This window comes from Billgrantia hypersalina, from assembly GCF_052584175.1.
On sequence record NZ_JBMIQI010000006.1, the window covers coordinates 41,587 to 58,357 of the forward strand.

Genomic DNA, 16,771 nt, shown 5'->3' on the forward strand with positions numbered 1-16,771 from the left:
CCCGCCCCGCTCATTGGCCGCCCGCCACTGTCGGGGCGCGATTGTCCTGGCGATTGAGCCCGGCCAGTGGATGGCGCGCCAGGCTGGGCAGGGCCAGATCCCCGGCATCGAAGAGATGGGCACAGGCGCGGTCGAAACCGAAGCGCAGGGTGTCGCCGACCCGGTTCTCGACGTTGCCGTCCGCGCTCACGGTGACCAGGGTGTCCTGCATGCGCACGTAGAGCGAGGTCACCCCGCCGAGGCGCTCGATGACCTCGATGCGCCCTGACAGCGGCCCCTCGGGGTCGAGCTGCAGGTGTTCGGGGCGAATGCCCAGGGTCAGGGTGTCGTCGCGAAGACTGCTACCGTCGACCGGCACCGTACAGGTCGCCCCGTCGGGCAGGCGCACCTCGACGCCAGTGGGGCCCGCGTCGACGCGCTCCACCGAGAGGAAGTTCATCTTGGGCGAACCGATGAAACCGGCCACGAAGCGATTGCGCGGATGGTGGTAAAGCTCCATCGGCGACCCCACCTGCTCGACCACGCCGCCTTGCAGCACGACAATCTTGTCGGCCATGGTCATGGCCTCGATCTGGTCGTGGGTGACGTAGATCATGGTGGCGTCGAGTTCCTCGTGCAGGCGCGCCAGCTCGATGCGCATCTGCACCCGCAGCGCCGCGTCGAGGTTGGAGAGCGGCTCGTCGAAGAGGAAGATGCTGGGGTTGCGCACGATGGCGCGGCCGATGGCCACCCGCTGGCGCTGCCCGCCGGAGAGCGCCTTGGGCTTGCGCTCGAGCAGCGGCTCGAGCTGCAGGATTGCGGCCGCCTCGCGCACCTTGCGCCGACGCTCCTCCTTGGGTACGCCGGCTAGCTTCAAGCTGAAGCCCATGTTGTCCTCGACGGTCATGTGCGGGTAGAGCGCATAACTCTGGAACACCATCGCCAGGCCGCGCTCGGCGGGGCCGACCTCGTTGATGCGCTTGCCGTCGATCAGGATGTCGCCCGAGGAGGCGCTCTCCAGGCCGGCGATCATGCGAAGCAGCGTCGACTTGCCGCAGCCGGAGGGGCCGACGAAGACCACGAACTCCCGGTCATTGACCTCAAGGTCGACGCCCTTGATCACCTCGGTGCCTTCGAAGCGCTTGACGATGTTGTGAAGTTGTAGCGTTGCCATGGAATACCTCGTTACTTGACGGCGCCGAAGGTGAGGCCGCGTACCATCTGTTTCTGGGTGAGCCAGCCAAACACCAGGATCGGGGCGATGGCCATGGTGGAGGCAGCGGAAAGCTTGGCCCAGAACAGCCCCTCGGGGCTCGAGAACGACGCGATGTAGGCAGTGAGCGGAGCGGCGTTGGAAGACGTGAGGTTGAGACTCCAGAACGCCTCGTTCCAGCTGAGGATCACCGACAGAAGCCCGGTGGAGGCGATGCCGGGCAGGGTCAGCGGCAGCAGCAGGTAGATCACCTCCTGGAAAGTGCTTGCGCCATCCATGCGTCCCGCTTCGAGGATGTCTCGCGGCAGGTCCTTGAAGAAGGTGTAGAGCATCCACACCACGATCGGCAGGTTCATGAGGGTGTAGACGATAACCAGCCCGGTGCGGGTGTCGAGCAGCCCGACGTCGCGGAACAGCAGGTAGATCGGCACCAGCACGCCCACCGGCGGCAGCATCTTGGTGGAGAGCATCCACAGCAGCGTGCCCTTGGTGCGTTTGGTGGGCAGGAACGCCATGGCGTAGGCCGACGGAATGGCGATGAGCAGCGCCAGCAGGGTCGAGCCGAAGGCCACCACCACGCTGTTGAGGGCGAACTTGAAGTAGTCGGCCCGCGCCTGCACGGCGACGTAGCTTTCCAGTGTCGGCGTAAAGATCAGGCTCGGGTCGGCGATGGCCTCGGCTTCGCTCTTGAAGCCGGTCAGCACCATCCACAGGATGGGGAAGAAGATGAGCAGTGCGATCCCCCAGCCCAGCAGCGTGAGCCCGACCCGCCGTGCACCGACACTGGGCACCAGCGGCGTGCGTCGGGCGCGCGTCTCGTCAGCGGTGTCATTACTGGCCAGGTGGCCGTCGGCCGGCAGGGCCTGCTTAGTCTTGTAAGTGGTCATGAGTGCCTCCCTGGCCTCAATGTTCCAGGTTCCTGGCCACCAGACGGACCAGGAAGATGGCGACGATGTTGGCCAGGATGATGGCGACCACCCCGCCGGCGGAGGCCAGGCCGACGTCGAAGTCGAGCAGTGCCTGGATGTAGATCAGGAAGGCCAGGTTGGTGGTGGCGAGCCCCGGCCCACCGGAGGTGGTAACGTAGATCTCGGCAAAGATCGTCAACAGGAAGATCATCTCGATCATGATCACCACGCTGATGGCGCGCTTGAGGTGCGGCAGGGTGATGTAGAAAAAGATGGCCAGCGGCCCCGCCCCATCCATGCGTGCCGCTTCGACCTGATCCTCGTCGAGTGACTGCATGGCGGTGAGCAGTATCAGCAGGGCGAACGGCAGCCACTGCCACGCCACGACAATAATGATCGAGGTCAGCGGCAGTGCCGAGAACCAATCCACCGCCGGCAGGCCGAACACCCCGGCGAGCCATGCCAGCACGCCGTTGGAGGGGTGCATCATCATGTTCTTCCACACCAGCGCACTCACCGTGGGCATGACGAAGAACGGCGAGATGGCCAGTACCCGGGCGATGCCGCGGCCGGGAACTCCTGCTGGAACAGCACGGCGAGCAGCACCCCGCCACCCACTGTGATCGCCAGCACCGAACCCACCAGCAACAAGGTGTTGCCCATGGCGCGCCACAGCGCGGGGTCGGTGAACAGGTACTCGTAATTCTCCAGGCCGGCGAAACCTTCCATGCCGGGCATCAGCAGGTTATAGCGCTGCAGCGAGAACCATACGGTCATGCCCAGCGGGACCAGCATCCACAGCAGCAGCAGCGTGACCGCGGGGGCCTGCAACGACAGGGAGCGCAGCCCACCGACGGTTCGCCCGGAGGCACGTGTCTTGCTCATGACATCACCCCGTCACGTTGGGATTGGCCGCCGAGGCCGGGCTTCGGCGGCAAGGCAAGTGCGCCGGATCAGTAGCCGGCGCGCTGCATGGTGCGTTCGGTGGCACGCTGGGCGTTCTGCAGCGCCTGCTCGACGGTGGTATCGCCGGTCAGCGCCGAGGCGATGGTCTGGCCCACCTGGGTGCCGATCGACTGGAACTCGGGAATGCCAACGAATTGCACGCCGACATAGGGATTCGGCTCCAGCGTCGAGTCGGTGGGGTCGGCGCTGTTGATCGCATCGAGCACGAAGCCGGCGAAGGGTGCCTCCTCCTGATACCGCTCGTTCTCGTAGGTCGATTCCCGGGTGCCCGGCGGCACGCTGGTCCAGCCTTCGCTCTCGCCCACCAGTTCGATGTACTCCCGCGAGGTGGCCCAGGTCAGGAAGGTCTGGGCGGCTTCCTGCTTCTCCGAGGAAGCGGGAATCGCCAGTGCCCACGACCACAGCCAGTGCGCCCCCTTGGGTGTCTCGGCCACCGGCGCCGGAGCGAAGCCGAGGCGATCGGCCACCTGCGACTCGGCCGGATTGTAGAGCTTGCCCGCCGCCGAGGTGGCGTCGACCCACATGGCGCAGTTGCCGCGCGAGAACAGGGCCAGGTTCTCGTTGAAGCCGTTGGAGCTGGCGCCCGGTGGACCGTAGTTGCCGAGCAGGTCGACGTAGAAACCGATCGCCTCCTGCCAGGCCGGTGAATCGAGCTCTGGATTCCACTCCTCGTCGAACCAGCGCCCGCCGAAGGTATTCACCAAGGTCGAGACGAATGCCATGTTTTCGCCCCAACCCGGCTTGCCACGCAGGCAGATACCGGCCAACTGGTTGTCGGGGTCGTGTAGCTCGGCGGCCCAGTCGCGCACCTCCTCCCAGCTCGGCTGCTCGGGCATTTCGATACCGGCCTCCTCGAACAGGTCGGTACGGTAGTAGAGCATCGAACTCTCGGCATAGAACGGCAGCGCATAGAGCTGGCCGTCGTGTGAGAGACCGTCGCGTACCGGCTTGAGCAGGTCGTCCTCCCGATACCCCTCGGGCAGGTCGTCGAGCGCGACCAACCAGCCGCGCTCGGCCCAGATCGGTGCCTCGTAGGTGCCGATGGTCATGACGTCGAACTGGCCACCTTCAGTGGCGATATCGGTGGTCAGGCGCTGGCGCAGCACATTCTCCTCGAGCACCACCCAGTTGACCTCGATGTCAGGATGAGCCTCCTCGAAAGACTCGGTCAGGCTCTGCATGATCACCATGTCGTTGTTGTTGACCGTCGCAACGGTGATGGTCTCGGCCTGAGCCGCGCTGGCGAAGGCGGCGGCCAGGACGGTCAAGGGAAAGGCGTGGGCGAGCTTCATGTCGGGCTCCTGTGTGCTGGGTGGCCCCAAAGGGCATTGTTGTTGATAGCCGGAGACGCTGTTCTGATCATTTAATCATTGCACGATCAAATGATCGGATACGAAGCAACAAAAGGCAAAGCCGACTTCTTTAGACTTTAGGCTAGCCGTTCCTTTCGAGGATGAAGCGTGCGGCGCTCTCGTCGGTGACGAGCCCCTTGAGCCAGCCGCCGCGCAAGGCGGCTAGGATGGCCGGTCCCTTGTCGCGCCCGCCGGCCAACGCCACCAGGGTCTGGTCGCGAAACATCTCGAGCGGCAGGCTGGTGACGCGACGAGTAATGGAGCAGTCGATCACCTGACCGGTCTCGTCGAGAGGCCAGCCGAGCAGCTCGCCGACGGCTCTGCGCGAGAGCAGCTCGTCGAGCTCGGCTTCGCTGATGAAGTGATCCTGAAATAGCGTGGCCTGACGGTCGATGCGCCCTACGCCGATATAGGCCGCTTCTGCGCCCTTGGCAATCTCGACAATGGCCTGGAACAGGCGCTGGCCGAGCATGGCCTCCTTCTCCTCCACCGAGCCCGCCACCACCGGCGCCGGCAGCAGGAAGCGCTCGCCGCCGGTCTTGTCGGCCAGTACCATCACGCCGTCGTAGCGGTTGGCGGAGCCGTCGCGTGCGACATTCCCTACTAGCGAGACGAAGCGATGCTGGGGCCGCTCGATGCGGCTCAGCGCCTCCACCGTGGCACGCACCGAGCGCCCGGTGCCCAGCGACAGGGTCAAGGGTTCAACACGTTCGATCAACCGAGCCAGTCGCTCCGCCCCCGCCACCGCCAGGTAATGGGCGCTGCTCTCCGGCGCCTCCGGGTCGGCCGGCACCACATCGCAGAACTCGAGCCCGAAGCGCTGAAGGATGGCATCCGACATCACCATGCAGTTGGCCAGTGGATGGTCGATGTGCACCTTGACCAACCCCTCCTGGCGCGCCAGGGCCAGCAGCCGCTGAACGCCAGGGCGCGACACGCCGAGCTGGCTGGCAATCTCGTCCTGGGTACGGCCCCCCACATAGGAGAGCCAGGCCGCACGCGCCGCCTGGTCCAGTTTCAGCTCGAACTTGTCCACGCTACCTGCTCCTTCTCGATGACCCATCAGGCCGAACCAAAGTAACGCTCGCGATCCTCGGCGGTGATGTCGCTGACGTGCAGCGGATAGTGGTCGTTGCCACGATCGGCATAGTAATGGCGCAGGGTGCGCTCGATGGTGGGAAAGGCCAGCTCGCCCCAGGGGATCTCATGCTCCTCGAACAGCGCCACCTCCAGGCTCTCGGGACCGGCCGAGAAACCGCCGGCGAGTTCGGCGCGAAAGATCATGTAGACCTGATTGATGTGCGGCAGGTTGATCAGGGTGTAGAGCCCATGGATGCTGACCTCGGCACAGGCCTCCTCGCGGGTTTCGCGGGCGGCAGCCTCGATGGTGGTTTCTGCGTTCTCCATGAACCCCGCGGGCAGGGTCCAGTAACCCTTGCGCGGCGCAATCGCCCGGCGGCAGAGCAGGACGCGCGAACCGCTCACCGGCAGGGTACCGGCGACGATGCGCGGATTCTGGTAATGGATCGAGCCGCAGGCGTCGCACAGGTACCGGGGTCGATCGTCCCCTGCCGGGATCGCGAAGCGCACGGGTTGGCCACAATGGCTGCAGAAGTTCATGGGTCTCCCTGGCAGGCTTGACGTCGGCGAAGGCCCCCGGGTAGAAGGAAGCAAACCCGATGGAAACTCCATGTTAGAGAAACTTCGCCAGCGCCTGCAAGCGCACACTCCCCGCCGCCTGCGCCTCGATATGCCCCAGGCGGCGGTACTGATGCCGATCGTCGATCGACCTGAGCCGACCCTGCTCTTTACCCGCCGGGCGGGCCACCTCAACACTCACAGCGGTCAGGTGGCGTTTCCCGGCGGCAAGCGAGAGGAGGCCGATCGCGACCTGCTGGCCACCGCCCTGCGCGAGTCTCACGAGGAGATCGCCCTGCCGCCGGAGCGGGTCGAGCTGCTCGGCCGCCTGTCGGACGTGATCTCGCTGCATGGCATCCTGGTCACACCCTACGTGGGCCTGATCCCGCCGGACCTGCCGCTCGCGCCCGACCCGACCGAACTGGATGCCATCTTCGAGGTGCCGCTCGAACTGTTCCTGGAGGATCGACGCCACCATACCGACGTGATCCCGGCCAACGGCCGTCCCCACTACGTGCCCAGCTACCACACTCAGGGTCAAGTGATCTGGGGGCTCTCTGCGATGATGCTGGTGGAACTGCTGGCCGAGGGGTTCGAGCGGCCCATCAGCCTGTTCGATGAGCCGGCAAGCGGTCGGTTATGCTATTTTCCCGAGCGCCTGCTGCGCAGCTCGAAGACCGAAACCCGCATCTCCTGAGCCCGTTTTCCCACTGTCTCCATCCTCGGAGGTCCCCCCTCGCCCATGTCGCTTCTCGCTCGTCCGGCCTTCACGGCCAGCGCCCTACCCCATCTGGTCGATGCCCTGGTGGAACAGGGCTGGTACATCGGCGAAGGCTTCCTCGACGCCGGACTCTGCCACGACCTGCACCGGGAGCTCATGGAGATGGCCGAACGCGATGCGCTGGCCGCCGCCGGCATCGGCCGAGGCGACGAACATCGGCTGCGCCGCGATATCCGCGGCGACACCATCCACTGGCTCGACCGCGAGAGCCTGGCCCAGCGCCGCTACCTGGAGGCCATGGGCGAAGTGCAGCGCGAGTTGAACCAGGCGCTCTTCCTGGGGCTGTTCGAGTATGAGGCGCACTTCGCTCACTACCCCCCCGGCGCCTTCTACAAGAAACACCTGGACAGTTTCCGGGGGCGCGCCAACCGGGTCGTTTCCACGGTGGGTTACCTCAATCCCGAGTGGCCCGCGGACGGCGGTGGCGAAATGGCGATCTTCGCCGCCGACGCCCCCGAGCGGGAAGTCGCCCGGGTGCGCCCCGAAGCCGGCAACTTTGCCTGCTTTCTCTCCGAAAACGTGCCCCACGAGGTGCTGCCCACCCGCCTGCCACGGGCCAGCATCGCCGGCTGGTTCCGGCGCAACGCCTCGCTGGGCGGCCGAGTGGACCCGGCGCGCTGATGGCAAGCGACAGCGAGGCGCTGCAGGCCCGGCTGGCCGCGCTCGAGGCCAGAATTGCCGAGCTCGATGAGGAGAAGCGTCACTACCAGTGGTTGGCGGAGAGCACCACCGACCTGATCTCACGTCACGCCCGCGATGGCACCTTCCTCTACGCCTCGAAGGCCGCCCGCACGCTGCTCGGCTACGAGCCCGATGAGCTGATCGGCGTCTCGGCCTACGACCTGTTCCACCCCTCGGACCTGGCCGACCTGCTCAACAAGTCCCCGCGGGTCTATTACCACGACGGCTTCTACCAGCAGACCTACCGTTTCCGCGCCAAGGACGGCCACTACGTATGGTTCGAGACCACCAGCCGCACCCGACGCGACCCGGCTACCGGCGAGCTGCTCGACGTACTCTGCGTTTCCCGTGACGTGGGGCGGCGCATTCGCGCCGAGGCCAATCGCGAGCGCCTGGCCCGGGTGGTGGAGTCGACCACCGACTACGTGCTCTTCTGCGACGGCGACGAGCGGCTGTTCTACTCCAACGAGGCGGCAAGGCGGTTGCTGGGCCTGCCGCGCGAGGGGCTCGATGCGCCGCTCGGTCGGGCCTATACGCCCTCTTCGCTGGCCATTCTGCGCGACATCGTGCTGCCCGCCGTGGCCCGCTACGGCTCCTGGAGCGGCGAGCTGGAGATGCCGAGCCCCAGGGGACCGGTGCCGGTGCTCAGCGTGGTGCTGGCCCATCGCGGCCCCGGCGCCGAACCCGACCATCTTTCCCTGCTCAACCGCGACATTAGCCTGCGCAAGGCCGCCGAGGCCCAGGCCCGCCAACACCAGGAGCAGATTGCCCACGCCAATCGCCTGGCCACGACCGGCGAACTGGCCTCCAACATCGCGCATGAACTCAACCAGCCCTTGGGCGCCATTGCCAACTATGCCAGTGGCGTACTGATGCAGCTGCGTGCCGACCCGAACCGCCCCGCCAGCGACCTGGCGCTGCCGCTCACGCGTATCGACGAGCAGGTCCAGCGCCTGGCACAGCGGCTGCGCCACATCCGCACCTTCGTGCGCAAGGGCCAGACCCGGCCGCGCCCGGTTGCCCTGCTTGATGTGGTGGACGCCGCCTGTCGCCTGTGCGAATGGCAGTACCATCAGGCCGGCATCGCGCTCGACCCTACGCTGCCGGAAGCCTTACCACGCGTCCAGGCCGACCCGGTCGCCCTGGAGCAGGTGCTGGTCAACCTGCTGCTCAACGCGCTGGAAGCGAGCCGGGAGCACCCCGGAGCGGCACGTGTGGCAATCCACGCACACCAGAGCGGCCCACGCGAGGTCACCTTCTGCGTCAGCGACCAGGGCCCCGGCGTCACGCACGACGAGGCCCAGGCGATTTTTGTGCCCTTCCATTCCGGCCGCCCCGAGGGGCTCGGCATGGGGCTGGCCATCAGCCGCTCGCTGATGGAGGCCATGGGCGGCAGCCTACAACTGGCCGCCGGTTCCGGGGGCGCCACTTTTGCCGGTACACTGCTGGCCGAGCCCAGTCCCATCTACCGCAGCAAGCCGCCCCGGAGTCAGCCGTGACCGAGCCTACTCGCGCCCCCTGTATTGCCGTGGTCGACGACGATGAGGCCCTGCGCGACTCGCTGGCCTGGCTGCTCGACTCCGTGGGCCTGGCCACTCTTGCCTTTACTGACGGCGAGGCCTTCCTCGCGGCCGACCCGAGCGCCTTCGATGCCGTGCTGCTCGACGTGCGCATGCCGGGGCTCTCCGGCTTGCAGGTGCAGCAGCGCCTCAACGAGCGCGGCAACCCCGCCCCCGTGATCTTCATGACCGGCCACGGGGACGTGCCCATGGCTGTCGCCGCGCTCAAGTCCGGCGCCTTCGACTTCATCGAGAAGCCCTTCAATCACCAGCAGTTGATCGACGCCGTGCAACAGGCGCTGGCCGAACATCAACGGCTGCAGGCCGTGAGTGAGCGGATCGCTACCCTTAGCGCGCGCTACGACGCCCTGCGCCCCAAGGAGCGGCAGATCCTGGTGCACGTGGCGGAAGGCCTGACCAGCCGCGAGATCGCCGAGCAGCTCGATGTCAGCGCCAAGACCGTAGAGGTCTACCGCCTGCGCGCGATGAAGGCACTCGGCGCCGACAACCTGGCCGAACTGGTGCGTCTCTGCGTAGCGCTGGGGCTGGTCGAGGCGTTACCTGACCGGGATCAGTAAAGCGTCGGATTCACTGGCGATGGACGCGGCTTCGTGTTGCCCAGCCTCTCGCCGGCATCGATCATGTCGAGTTATCGAGACCCGCGAGCGCAGCCACGCATGTATCGAATGCTTCTTGCCCTGCTCAGCCTGTGCCTGACCTTGTCGCTTCCGGCAGGCTCTGCAGCGCTCGCCGACCTCGGCGCGGCCACTACTCCTATTCCGGCCGACACCCAAGCCTCTCATTTCGAAATCGGCGAGTCGGCAACGTGCCATCAGGCCGTGCATACCGACACGCTGGAGAGCGAGGTGAACTGCATCGACAACAGTCACTGCATGAGCGGCGCCATGCCGTTCACCGCGAGGCTCCCACTGTCGGGAAAGGCCGAACGCCCGCGCTCCCCGGCGCGGGATCGACCGGCCCGACCTTGCCTAAAGAGGGAGCGACCTCCCAGAAACGCCTGATCGAGCAAATGACGTGGTACCACGGACCCTTGCCCCACATGCCGATCAGGAATTGCCATGACCGTTACCTTTTCTCGCCCGGGCCGATGCCGTCCGGTCAGTATCGCCCTGCTCCGTTCGCCTTCCTTTGCCGCTCACCTTGCGGCCGGTATATTGCTGGCGCTTACCCTGCCACATGTCAGTCTCGCCCATGCCGGGCCAGCGCAAGCGCCCTCTCACGAGAATGCGCAGCAAGTCGATCATGACCATGAGCATGACCACGGCAGCGGTCAGCCGGATCGCGCCGTGCACGATCATGGTTCTGGCAATCCAGGCGGGGGATCCTCTCCTCACGAACAGGAGGAACGGGAACACACCCATGGCGAGGCCGGTGCTAGCCATGCCAGTCACGACGGAGGAGAGAGAGGCTCGGCCAGCGCCCGGGCGGTATCGGATGTATGGACCTCAGGTGAGAACCCGCTGCCACTTGATGACGCCACTCTGGCCCGGGGCAAGCAGGTGTACCAGCGCTTCTGCTCAGCCTGCCATGGCCCGACGGGGCTGGGCGACGGCCAGGCGCATGCGGCCGCCATCTTCGACCCCGGCCCCGCCAACCTGGCGCTGCATGGGCCGAGCCATAGCGCAGGTGAGTATGCCCGTATCGTACATGAGGGCAACGATGCCAGCGCCATGCCCCGCTTTGCGAAAAAACTGAGCGAGGAGGAGATCTGGTCGGTGGTGCATTACATTCGCCACGGACTGGCTGACGACATTGAGGATCGCCACGACCAGAAGCATGAACATTGACTCTTACGGGCGCCGCAGAGGCGCCCGATTCGTTTCGACGCGCGACTGGTCACCTGCTGCGAGTGGTCCATAGCGCCATAATCCAAGTTGGAAGGGTCCATAACCGCCATGGCCCATGCCTTATATCCTCCACCGCTTCCATGCCATAGCCGGCGGATCGATGAGCTTCTGTACAAAGCGCAGCATGAAGCGATTCGCCTGGCTCACCAGGCCCTCCGCTCCAAAAACAGCTAATGGCTCTGCCGCGCTACACTGCGGAGACAGGTCAGGGCTACCTTTGATATGCATCAATAGTGAGGTGGTCAAGTTGGACTAGGGTAAAGGCAGCACAGCACCGAAAAGCGACCCTACACTATGCATCCCAAGGCGCCCAAGCAAAGCGCAAGTCCCGGCCAGGAAGGGCTACCCTTCTGGCTTGGCGCCATGATTGCATTGTTGTTGCTGCTGCTCGCGGCGCCCCTGGCCCATGCCCACGCGGGTACCCTTGCGGATCAAGCCAACCAGGCACCCTCGACAAACCTCGAGCACTCCCACACAGAAGCGTCTCCCACCCAGTGGCTTGTCTCGCCATCTGAAGTTCCTCACTGCCACCACGGCCATGGCGCGCCTGATCCCGCCAGTGCCGTGCTTCGTGTAGAACAGCGGGATATCGAAATCGATGCTGTCCACGAGTTCTTGCGCGAAATCCCACGGGCTCCCCGGATCACCACCAGCATCGGCGTCCCGCAAGCTCGCCCCAATCCTTCTCCAGTTCCCGTCTACCTGCTGACACAGCGGTTCAGATCCTGAGCCCTGCGTAGCGCTTTCTACGCCTTCGTTACTGACTGGTATTGACCTCTGTGTTGCACATAGCCGGAAGAATCCAGGCAAAGCCCCCTGCAGGGGGCCGTTAGCCCGCAAGGAGAATGATCATGAAAATTCGCAAGCACACTCTCGCCCTCGGACTCGCCTTGGCCCTCGTTGCCAGCGGTACTGGTGCCGTACTCGCCCAGGACATGACGGCCAGCGAGCCCGGCCAGGGAGACGGAATGATGAGCGGCGACAAAGGCGGTATGGGCCCTGGCATGATGGGTGGCGGCCAGGGCGGCATGGGCCCAGGCATGATGGGTGGCGGCCAGGGCGGCATGGGCCCAGGCATGATGGGTGGCGGCCAGGGCGGCATGGGCCCCGGCATGATGAAAGGCATGATGGGTGGCGGCATGATGCCCTGCCCAATGATGGGAGAGGGGATGGGCATGATGTCGATGCTCGAACCCGAGCAGCGCAGCGAAATGCGCGAGCTGATGCAGGAGCACCGTCCCGCCCAGTTCGAGCGCATGGGCCGCTTGATGAATCTGCGCGATGACCTGATGGCCGAAATGCATGGCGAACGCCCCGATCCGGAGGAGGTCCAGACCCTGCATGGCGAGATGGCCGAGTTACACGGCGAGATGATGGCCGAAATGGTACGCATGCGTAACGCCATGCATGACCTCATGACCGATGAGCAGCGCGAGCAGCTCCGCCAGGCGGCACCCGCCGACGTCGACCCCGAGGATCACGACGCCCATCACTGAATCGCTTTCTTGAAGCGCCAGAATGGCCGGGCGGCTACATGGAGGCCGCCCCTTCGGCTCCGCCAGCAGGAGAGACGCGATGAGCGACACTGCGACAAGAACGATCACCCTGACAGTGCCGGGAATGGGCAGTGACCATTGTGCCGGCATCGTACGCAAGACGCTTGAACGCCTGGATGGCGTGGGCGAGATCCAGGCCAATATCGCCAACCACCGGGTCAGCGTAACCCTCGACGAAAGTGGGCCTGACGGCGATACCTTGAAAGATGCCGTTGAGGGCGCCGGCTATGATGTGGCCGCTGTCAGTGGCGGTAGTGGCAAGCAACAGGTTTGCCTGACAGTTCCCGGCATGGGTTCAGATCATTGCGCCGGCATTATCCGTAGCACCTTGGAGCGGCTCGAAGGTGTCGAGTCCATCGACACCAACATTGCCAGCCACCGCGTGTTGGTGAGTGTTGCTGCCGATGGCCCCGATGGCGACGCACTCAAGAGGGCGGTGGAAGGTGCCGGCTACGACGTGGCCGCCGTACAGGCCGACGAGGTAGAAGACACCGACAGCGACGCCGAGATCGAGGAGGCCTACCTCTCCCAGGCCCGCAAGCGACTGATCATCGCCGCCGTGCCGACCACCTTGATCATGCTGCTGATGATGCCGCACATGTTCTGGCAACCGATCCCGGGCTATCTGGCCATCGTCGCCCTGCTCGCCTTTCCAGTGGTATTCCTCTACGGCGGTATTGCCACCCATAAATCCACCTGGCGCTCGCTGAAGAACGGTACCTTCAACATGGATGTGTTGATCTCCATGGGTAGCCTGCCGCCCTACCTGATCGGCCTGATCGGCTTCGTCTACCCTATGACCTCGTTCATCGAGATGGCCGCCACCATCATGACCTTCCACCTGCTGGGCCGTTACCTGGAGGCACTGGCCAAGGGGCGAGCCTCCCAGGCCATCCGTCGCCTGATGACCCTGGGCGCCAAGACGGCACGCGTGGAGCGCAACGGCGAGGAAGTCGAGGTGCCGATCAAGGAGTTGACGCCGGGCGACATCATGATCGTGCGTCCTGGCGACAAGATCCCCACCGACGGCGAGGTGGTCGAGGGCGAGAGCCATCTCGACGAATCCATTGCCACCGGCGAATCGATCCCGGTCTACAAGAGCAGCGGCGACAGCGTGATCGGTGCCACTATCAACAAGGAAGGGCGACTGCGGGTCAAGGCGACCCGCGTCGGCGGCGATACGTTCCTCTCCCAGGTGGTGCGCCTGATCGACCAGGCCCAAGGCTCGCGGGTGCCGATCCAGGAGTTCGCCGATCGCATGACTGGACGTTTCGTGCCGGCGGTGCTGGGTATTGCCCTGGCCAGCCTGATTGCCTGGGCGCTGTTTCCCGATGCCCTGCGCCCGATCCTGGACTGGGGCGCGACATTCCTGCCCTGGGTGAATCCCGACGCTAGCACACCGGTCCTGGCCCTTATCGCCGCCATTGCCGTGCTTGTCTTTGCCTGCCCCTGTGCCCTGGGGCTGGCCACCCCGACGGCCCTGATGGTCGGCTCCGGTATCGGCGCCGAGCGCGGCATCCTGATCCGCTCCGGCGAGGCAATCCAAACCTTCAAGGACGTCAAGGTCAACGTGCTCGACAAGACCGGTACCATTACCCGGGGTCAACCAAAGCTCACCGAAGTGGTTGCCGCGGAAGGTATCGACGAAAGCGAGCTGCTGCAACTGGCTACCAGCGTCGAGAACGCCTCGGAGCACCCCATCGCTCGCGCCATCGTGGAGGGTGCCGGCGAGCGTGGCGTCAAGCCTGGCGATGTCAGCGAGTTTCGCTCCACCGGCGCCCGTGGCGTTTCCGGCAAGGTCGGTGAGAGGTACGTGCTGATCGGTAACCGTCGATTGCTGGAGGAAGAGGGTATTCGGGGGCTGGAAGCGCTTGATGACGCCATGCAGGAACTCGAAGGCAAGGGGCGTACCGCTGTCATCGTTGCCGCCGACGGACAGGCCATGGGCATCGTGGCGGTCGCCGATACCCTCAAGAAGGAATCCATCGAAGCCATCCGCGGCATGCATGACCTCGGCCTTCACGTGGTGATGATCACCGGCGACAACGAGCGGGCCGCCCGCGCCGTGGCCAGGGAGGTGGGCATCGACGAGGTCCAGGCCGGCGTGTTGCCGGAAGGCAAGGTCGATGCCATCCGCAAGCTGCAAGAGAAGCACGGTAATCACGTCGCCATGGTCGGTGACGGCATCAACGACGCCGCGGCGCTGAAGCAGGCCAATGTCGGGATTGCCATCGGCGCCGGAGCCGACGTGGCCATCGAGGCGGCGGATGTCACCCTGGTACGCGGCGAGCTCACCGCCGTGGTCGACGCCATGCTGCTCTCCCGCGCCACCTTCGGCAAGATCGTGCAGAACCTGATCTGGGCCAGCGCCTACAACGTCGCCGCCATTCCCATTGCCGCCGTTGGCCTGCTGCATCCCATGATCGGCGTCATCGCCATGACCACCAGCTCCCTCTCGGTGATCGGCAACTCGCTGCTACTCAAGCGGCGTTATGCCCGCGAGCAACCTCGCCGAGAGCCATCCACTCCAGCCCGATCGGCCCAGGCTCAAGCCTAAGGAGACCTCTCATGACACAGCCGCATCCGAAACCCTCCGCAGGAGAGGCCGAGTCGCAGAAGGACTCACCAACACATTCGGGGGGTTTCCATAAATGGATGATGACCCTCTGCCTGGTGCTGATGGGGGTGGCCATGCTCACCGTGATGTGGCGCGGCAACGCCTTCGGAGCCGGCTCCTGGCTGCTGCTGCTTCCCATGGCGCTCTGCCTCGGGGTCCATCTGCTGCTGCACCGCCATGGCCACCGGCACGAATAAGCAGAAGGCAACACTCAGAGGAGTCCAAATGAACGGCTTGAACCCACATCGCTGACACAACGCACAGGAGGGCGCTGGGCGGCCCTCCTGCTCGCCTTGTTGGCAAAGGTCACACTGTCGAGTCACGGCTGCGGCATGGCGTAATCCCCTGATTGTAGCGCCGCTTCCGAGTGGAAGCGTATGACGCCACTGGGTCAACGATTCGCTAGACCGCCAGCTCCTCCCAGAACAGCCCCTCTTCGCTGTGTTCTTCCTCGGGTTCCGGCTCAGGCGTCGTGGCAGGAGTCAGTGCGGCGACTTCGCCAGAGGGATTCTCGAGCAGTTCGCGCAACAGCTCGTAGTTGAGGGGCGTGGAAGGTTCACCGCCGTCGCGCTCCAGCATCGTCAGCGTTTCCATGAGAGCGGCCATGCCGGCTTCCTGCTCTTCCAACGGCTCGTAGACCTGAACGTATGGCATGTCCCCATCCCAACCGGCCTTGATCGGCTGGTTGATGAGGTGTACCTGGGTGCCGACGGGCACCCGCTCGAAGAGCGATGCGACGTCTTCGGGGAACATGCGGATGCAGCCCCGGCTGGCGCGCATGCCGATGCCGTCGGGCTTGTTGGTGCCATGGATGAGGTAGCCGGGTATCTCGAGCAGGATGGCATGGCTGCCGAGCGGGTTGTCCGGTCCCGGCGGCACCACGGCGGGTGCCTCCTCGCCACGCTCGGCGGCCTCCTCGCGCACCGACCGGGGCGGGTACCAGGCCGGGTCCTTGAGATTCATGGTGGTCTCGGTCTTGCCCAAGGGGGTATCGAAGCCTTCCCGCCCGATACCGATCGGGTAGGTCTCCACCCGTGGCGTTTCGCCTTCCTCAACCGATGGGTAGTAGTAAAGCCGGAGCTCGGCAACATTGATCACGATGCCTTCTCGCTCCACCGGCGGCAGGAGGAAGCGTCCGGGAATCGTCACCTTCGTGCCCTCACCGGGCAACCAGACGCTGACATCCGGATTGGCCCGTCGGATCTCCTCATAGCCTACGTTATGCTTGCGGGCGACATCGAGCAGGGTCTCTTCTCCTTCCACTTCGACGGCGTAGTCCTCGCCGATGACGTCGCCCTGCTCCGGTAGCGGGTAGTGACCCTTGGGCCACTCCTCGGCGGATGCATCATCACTCTCCTCGGCGGGTGCCTCTTCCTCGGCCCAGGCCGTGCCGGCGACCGATGCAATGGCCAGCATGCCCACGAACAGCGACAGCCATACCAGGCGCCACGTCGGTCGGCAGTTCTCCCGAACAGTGCCGTCATGTCTCATCATCTTGCCTCTTCCCTTCCACCCTGGAGCGGAGCCGATTCAGAATGGCCCTTATACTAACGTTCCTCATGCAATTCGGCAGCCATCGCTCCCGATTTCGATGACGATACTCCGCTGCATGCCCTACCTGCATGCCGCACGCCCTTCTTTCTCCACCGGCAG

The 16,771-nt window shown here is 65.1% G+C and carries 14 protein-coding genes and 1 pseudogene; 8 read left to right on the forward strand and 7 right to left on the reverse strand.

Annotated features, from left to right (window positions below; translation table 11 throughout):
- Positions 1–10: 10 nt before the first annotated feature.
- The 6 genes and pseudogenes from ACOJCM_RS03650 to ACOJCM_RS03675 all read right to left on the reverse strand — a co-directional run bounded on the left by ACOJCM_RS03650 (position 11) and on the right by ACOJCM_RS03675 (position 6,038).
- Complete coding sequence (locus tag ACOJCM_RS03650; RefSeq protein ID WP_445210706.1) at positions 11–1,153, reverse strand: ABC transporter ATP-binding protein; 1,143 nt, start codon at positions 1,151–1,153, stop codon at positions 11–13.
- 11 nt (positions 1,154–1,164) lie between these two features.
- Complete coding sequence (locus ACOJCM_RS03655; RefSeq protein WP_445210707.1) at positions 1,165–2,079, reverse strand: carbohydrate ABC transporter permease; 915 nt, start codon at positions 2,077–2,079, stop codon at positions 1,165–1,167.
- 16 nt (positions 2,080–2,095) lie between these two features.
- A pseudogene (locus ACOJCM_RS03660) lies at positions 2,096–2,985 on the reverse strand (carbohydrate ABC transporter permease).
- Between the two features lie 68 nt (positions 2,986–3,053).
- The gene (locus tag ACOJCM_RS03665; RefSeq protein ID WP_445210708.1) at positions 3,054–4,358 is read right to left on the reverse strand and encodes an ABC transporter substrate-binding protein; all 1,305 of its coding nucleotides are present in this window, start codon (positions 4,356–4,358) and stop codon (positions 3,054–3,056) included.
- Positions 4,359–4,500: 142 nt separating this feature from the next.
- Positions 4,501–5,454: a sugar-binding transcriptional regulator gene (locus ACOJCM_RS03670; RefSeq protein ID WP_445210709.1), complete on the reverse strand. Its 954-nt coding sequence runs from the start codon at positions 5,452–5,454 to the stop codon at positions 4,501–4,503.
- A 26-nt stretch (positions 5,455–5,480) separates the two neighbouring features.
- Entirely contained in the window at positions 5,481–6,038 is a 558-nt protein-coding gene (locus tag ACOJCM_RS03675) for an NUDIX hydrolase (protein WP_445210710.1), read from the reverse strand.
- Between the two features lie 70 nt (positions 6,039–6,108).
- Here ACOJCM_RS03675 and ACOJCM_RS03680 point away from each other — a divergent pair, with 70 nt between their 5' ends.
- From ACOJCM_RS03680 to ACOJCM_RS03715, 8 genes are all read left to right on the forward strand, one after another.
- Complete coding sequence (locus ACOJCM_RS03680) at positions 6,109–6,753, forward strand: CoA pyrophosphatase (protein ID WP_445210711.1); 645 nt, start codon at positions 6,109–6,111, stop codon at positions 6,751–6,753.
- Between the two features lie 45 nt (positions 6,754–6,798).
- Positions 6,799–7,458, forward strand: a complete 660-nt coding sequence (locus ACOJCM_RS03685) for a 2OG-Fe(II) oxygenase (RefSeq protein ID WP_445210712.1) — start codon at positions 6,799–6,801, stop codon at positions 7,456–7,458.
- On the forward strand, positions 7,458–9,017 hold the full coding sequence (locus tag ACOJCM_RS03690; protein WP_445210713.1) for a PAS domain-containing sensor histidine kinase: 1,560 nt from the start codon (positions 7,458–7,460) through the stop codon (positions 9,015–9,017). The genes ACOJCM_RS03685 and ACOJCM_RS03690 overlap by 1 nt, the downstream gene beginning before the upstream one ends.
- Positions 9,014–9,655 carry a response regulator transcription factor gene (locus ACOJCM_RS03695; protein ID WP_445210714.1) on the forward strand — a complete coding sequence of 214 codons (642 nt, stop codon included), beginning with the start codon at positions 9,014–9,016 and terminating at the stop codon, positions 9,653–9,655. The genes ACOJCM_RS03690 and ACOJCM_RS03695 overlap by 4 nt, the downstream gene beginning before the upstream one ends.
- A 501-nt stretch (positions 9,656–10,156) precedes the next feature.
- The gene (locus ACOJCM_RS03700) at positions 10,157–10,885 is read left to right on the forward strand and encodes a c-type cytochrome (protein ID WP_445210715.1); all 729 of its coding nucleotides are present in this window, start codon (positions 10,157–10,159) and stop codon (positions 10,883–10,885) included.
- Between the two features lie 911 nt (positions 10,886–11,796).
- On the forward strand, positions 11,797–12,441 hold the full coding sequence (locus ACOJCM_RS03705) for a Spy/CpxP family protein refolding chaperone (RefSeq protein WP_445210716.1): 645 nt from the start codon (positions 11,797–11,799) through the stop codon (positions 12,439–12,441).
- 79 nt (positions 12,442–12,520) lie between these two features.
- The gene (locus ACOJCM_RS03710; RefSeq protein WP_445210717.1) at positions 12,521–15,058 is read left to right on the forward strand and encodes a heavy metal translocating P-type ATPase; all 2,538 of its coding nucleotides are present in this window, start codon (positions 12,521–12,523) and stop codon (positions 15,056–15,058) included.
- An 11-nt stretch (positions 15,059–15,069) separates the two neighbouring features.
- Entirely contained in the window at positions 15,070–15,315 is a 246-nt protein-coding gene (locus tag ACOJCM_RS03715) for a hypothetical protein (protein ID WP_445210718.1), read from the forward strand.
- Positions 15,316–15,520: 205 nt separating this feature from the next.
- Here the strand turns inward: ACOJCM_RS03715 and ACOJCM_RS03720 are convergent, their stop codons facing one another.
- Positions 15,521–16,534: a L,D-transpeptidase family protein gene (locus ACOJCM_RS03720; protein WP_445210780.1), complete on the reverse strand. Its 1,014-nt coding sequence runs from the start codon at positions 16,532–16,534 to the stop codon at positions 15,521–15,523.
- Positions 16,535–16,771 lie beyond the last annotated feature (237 nt).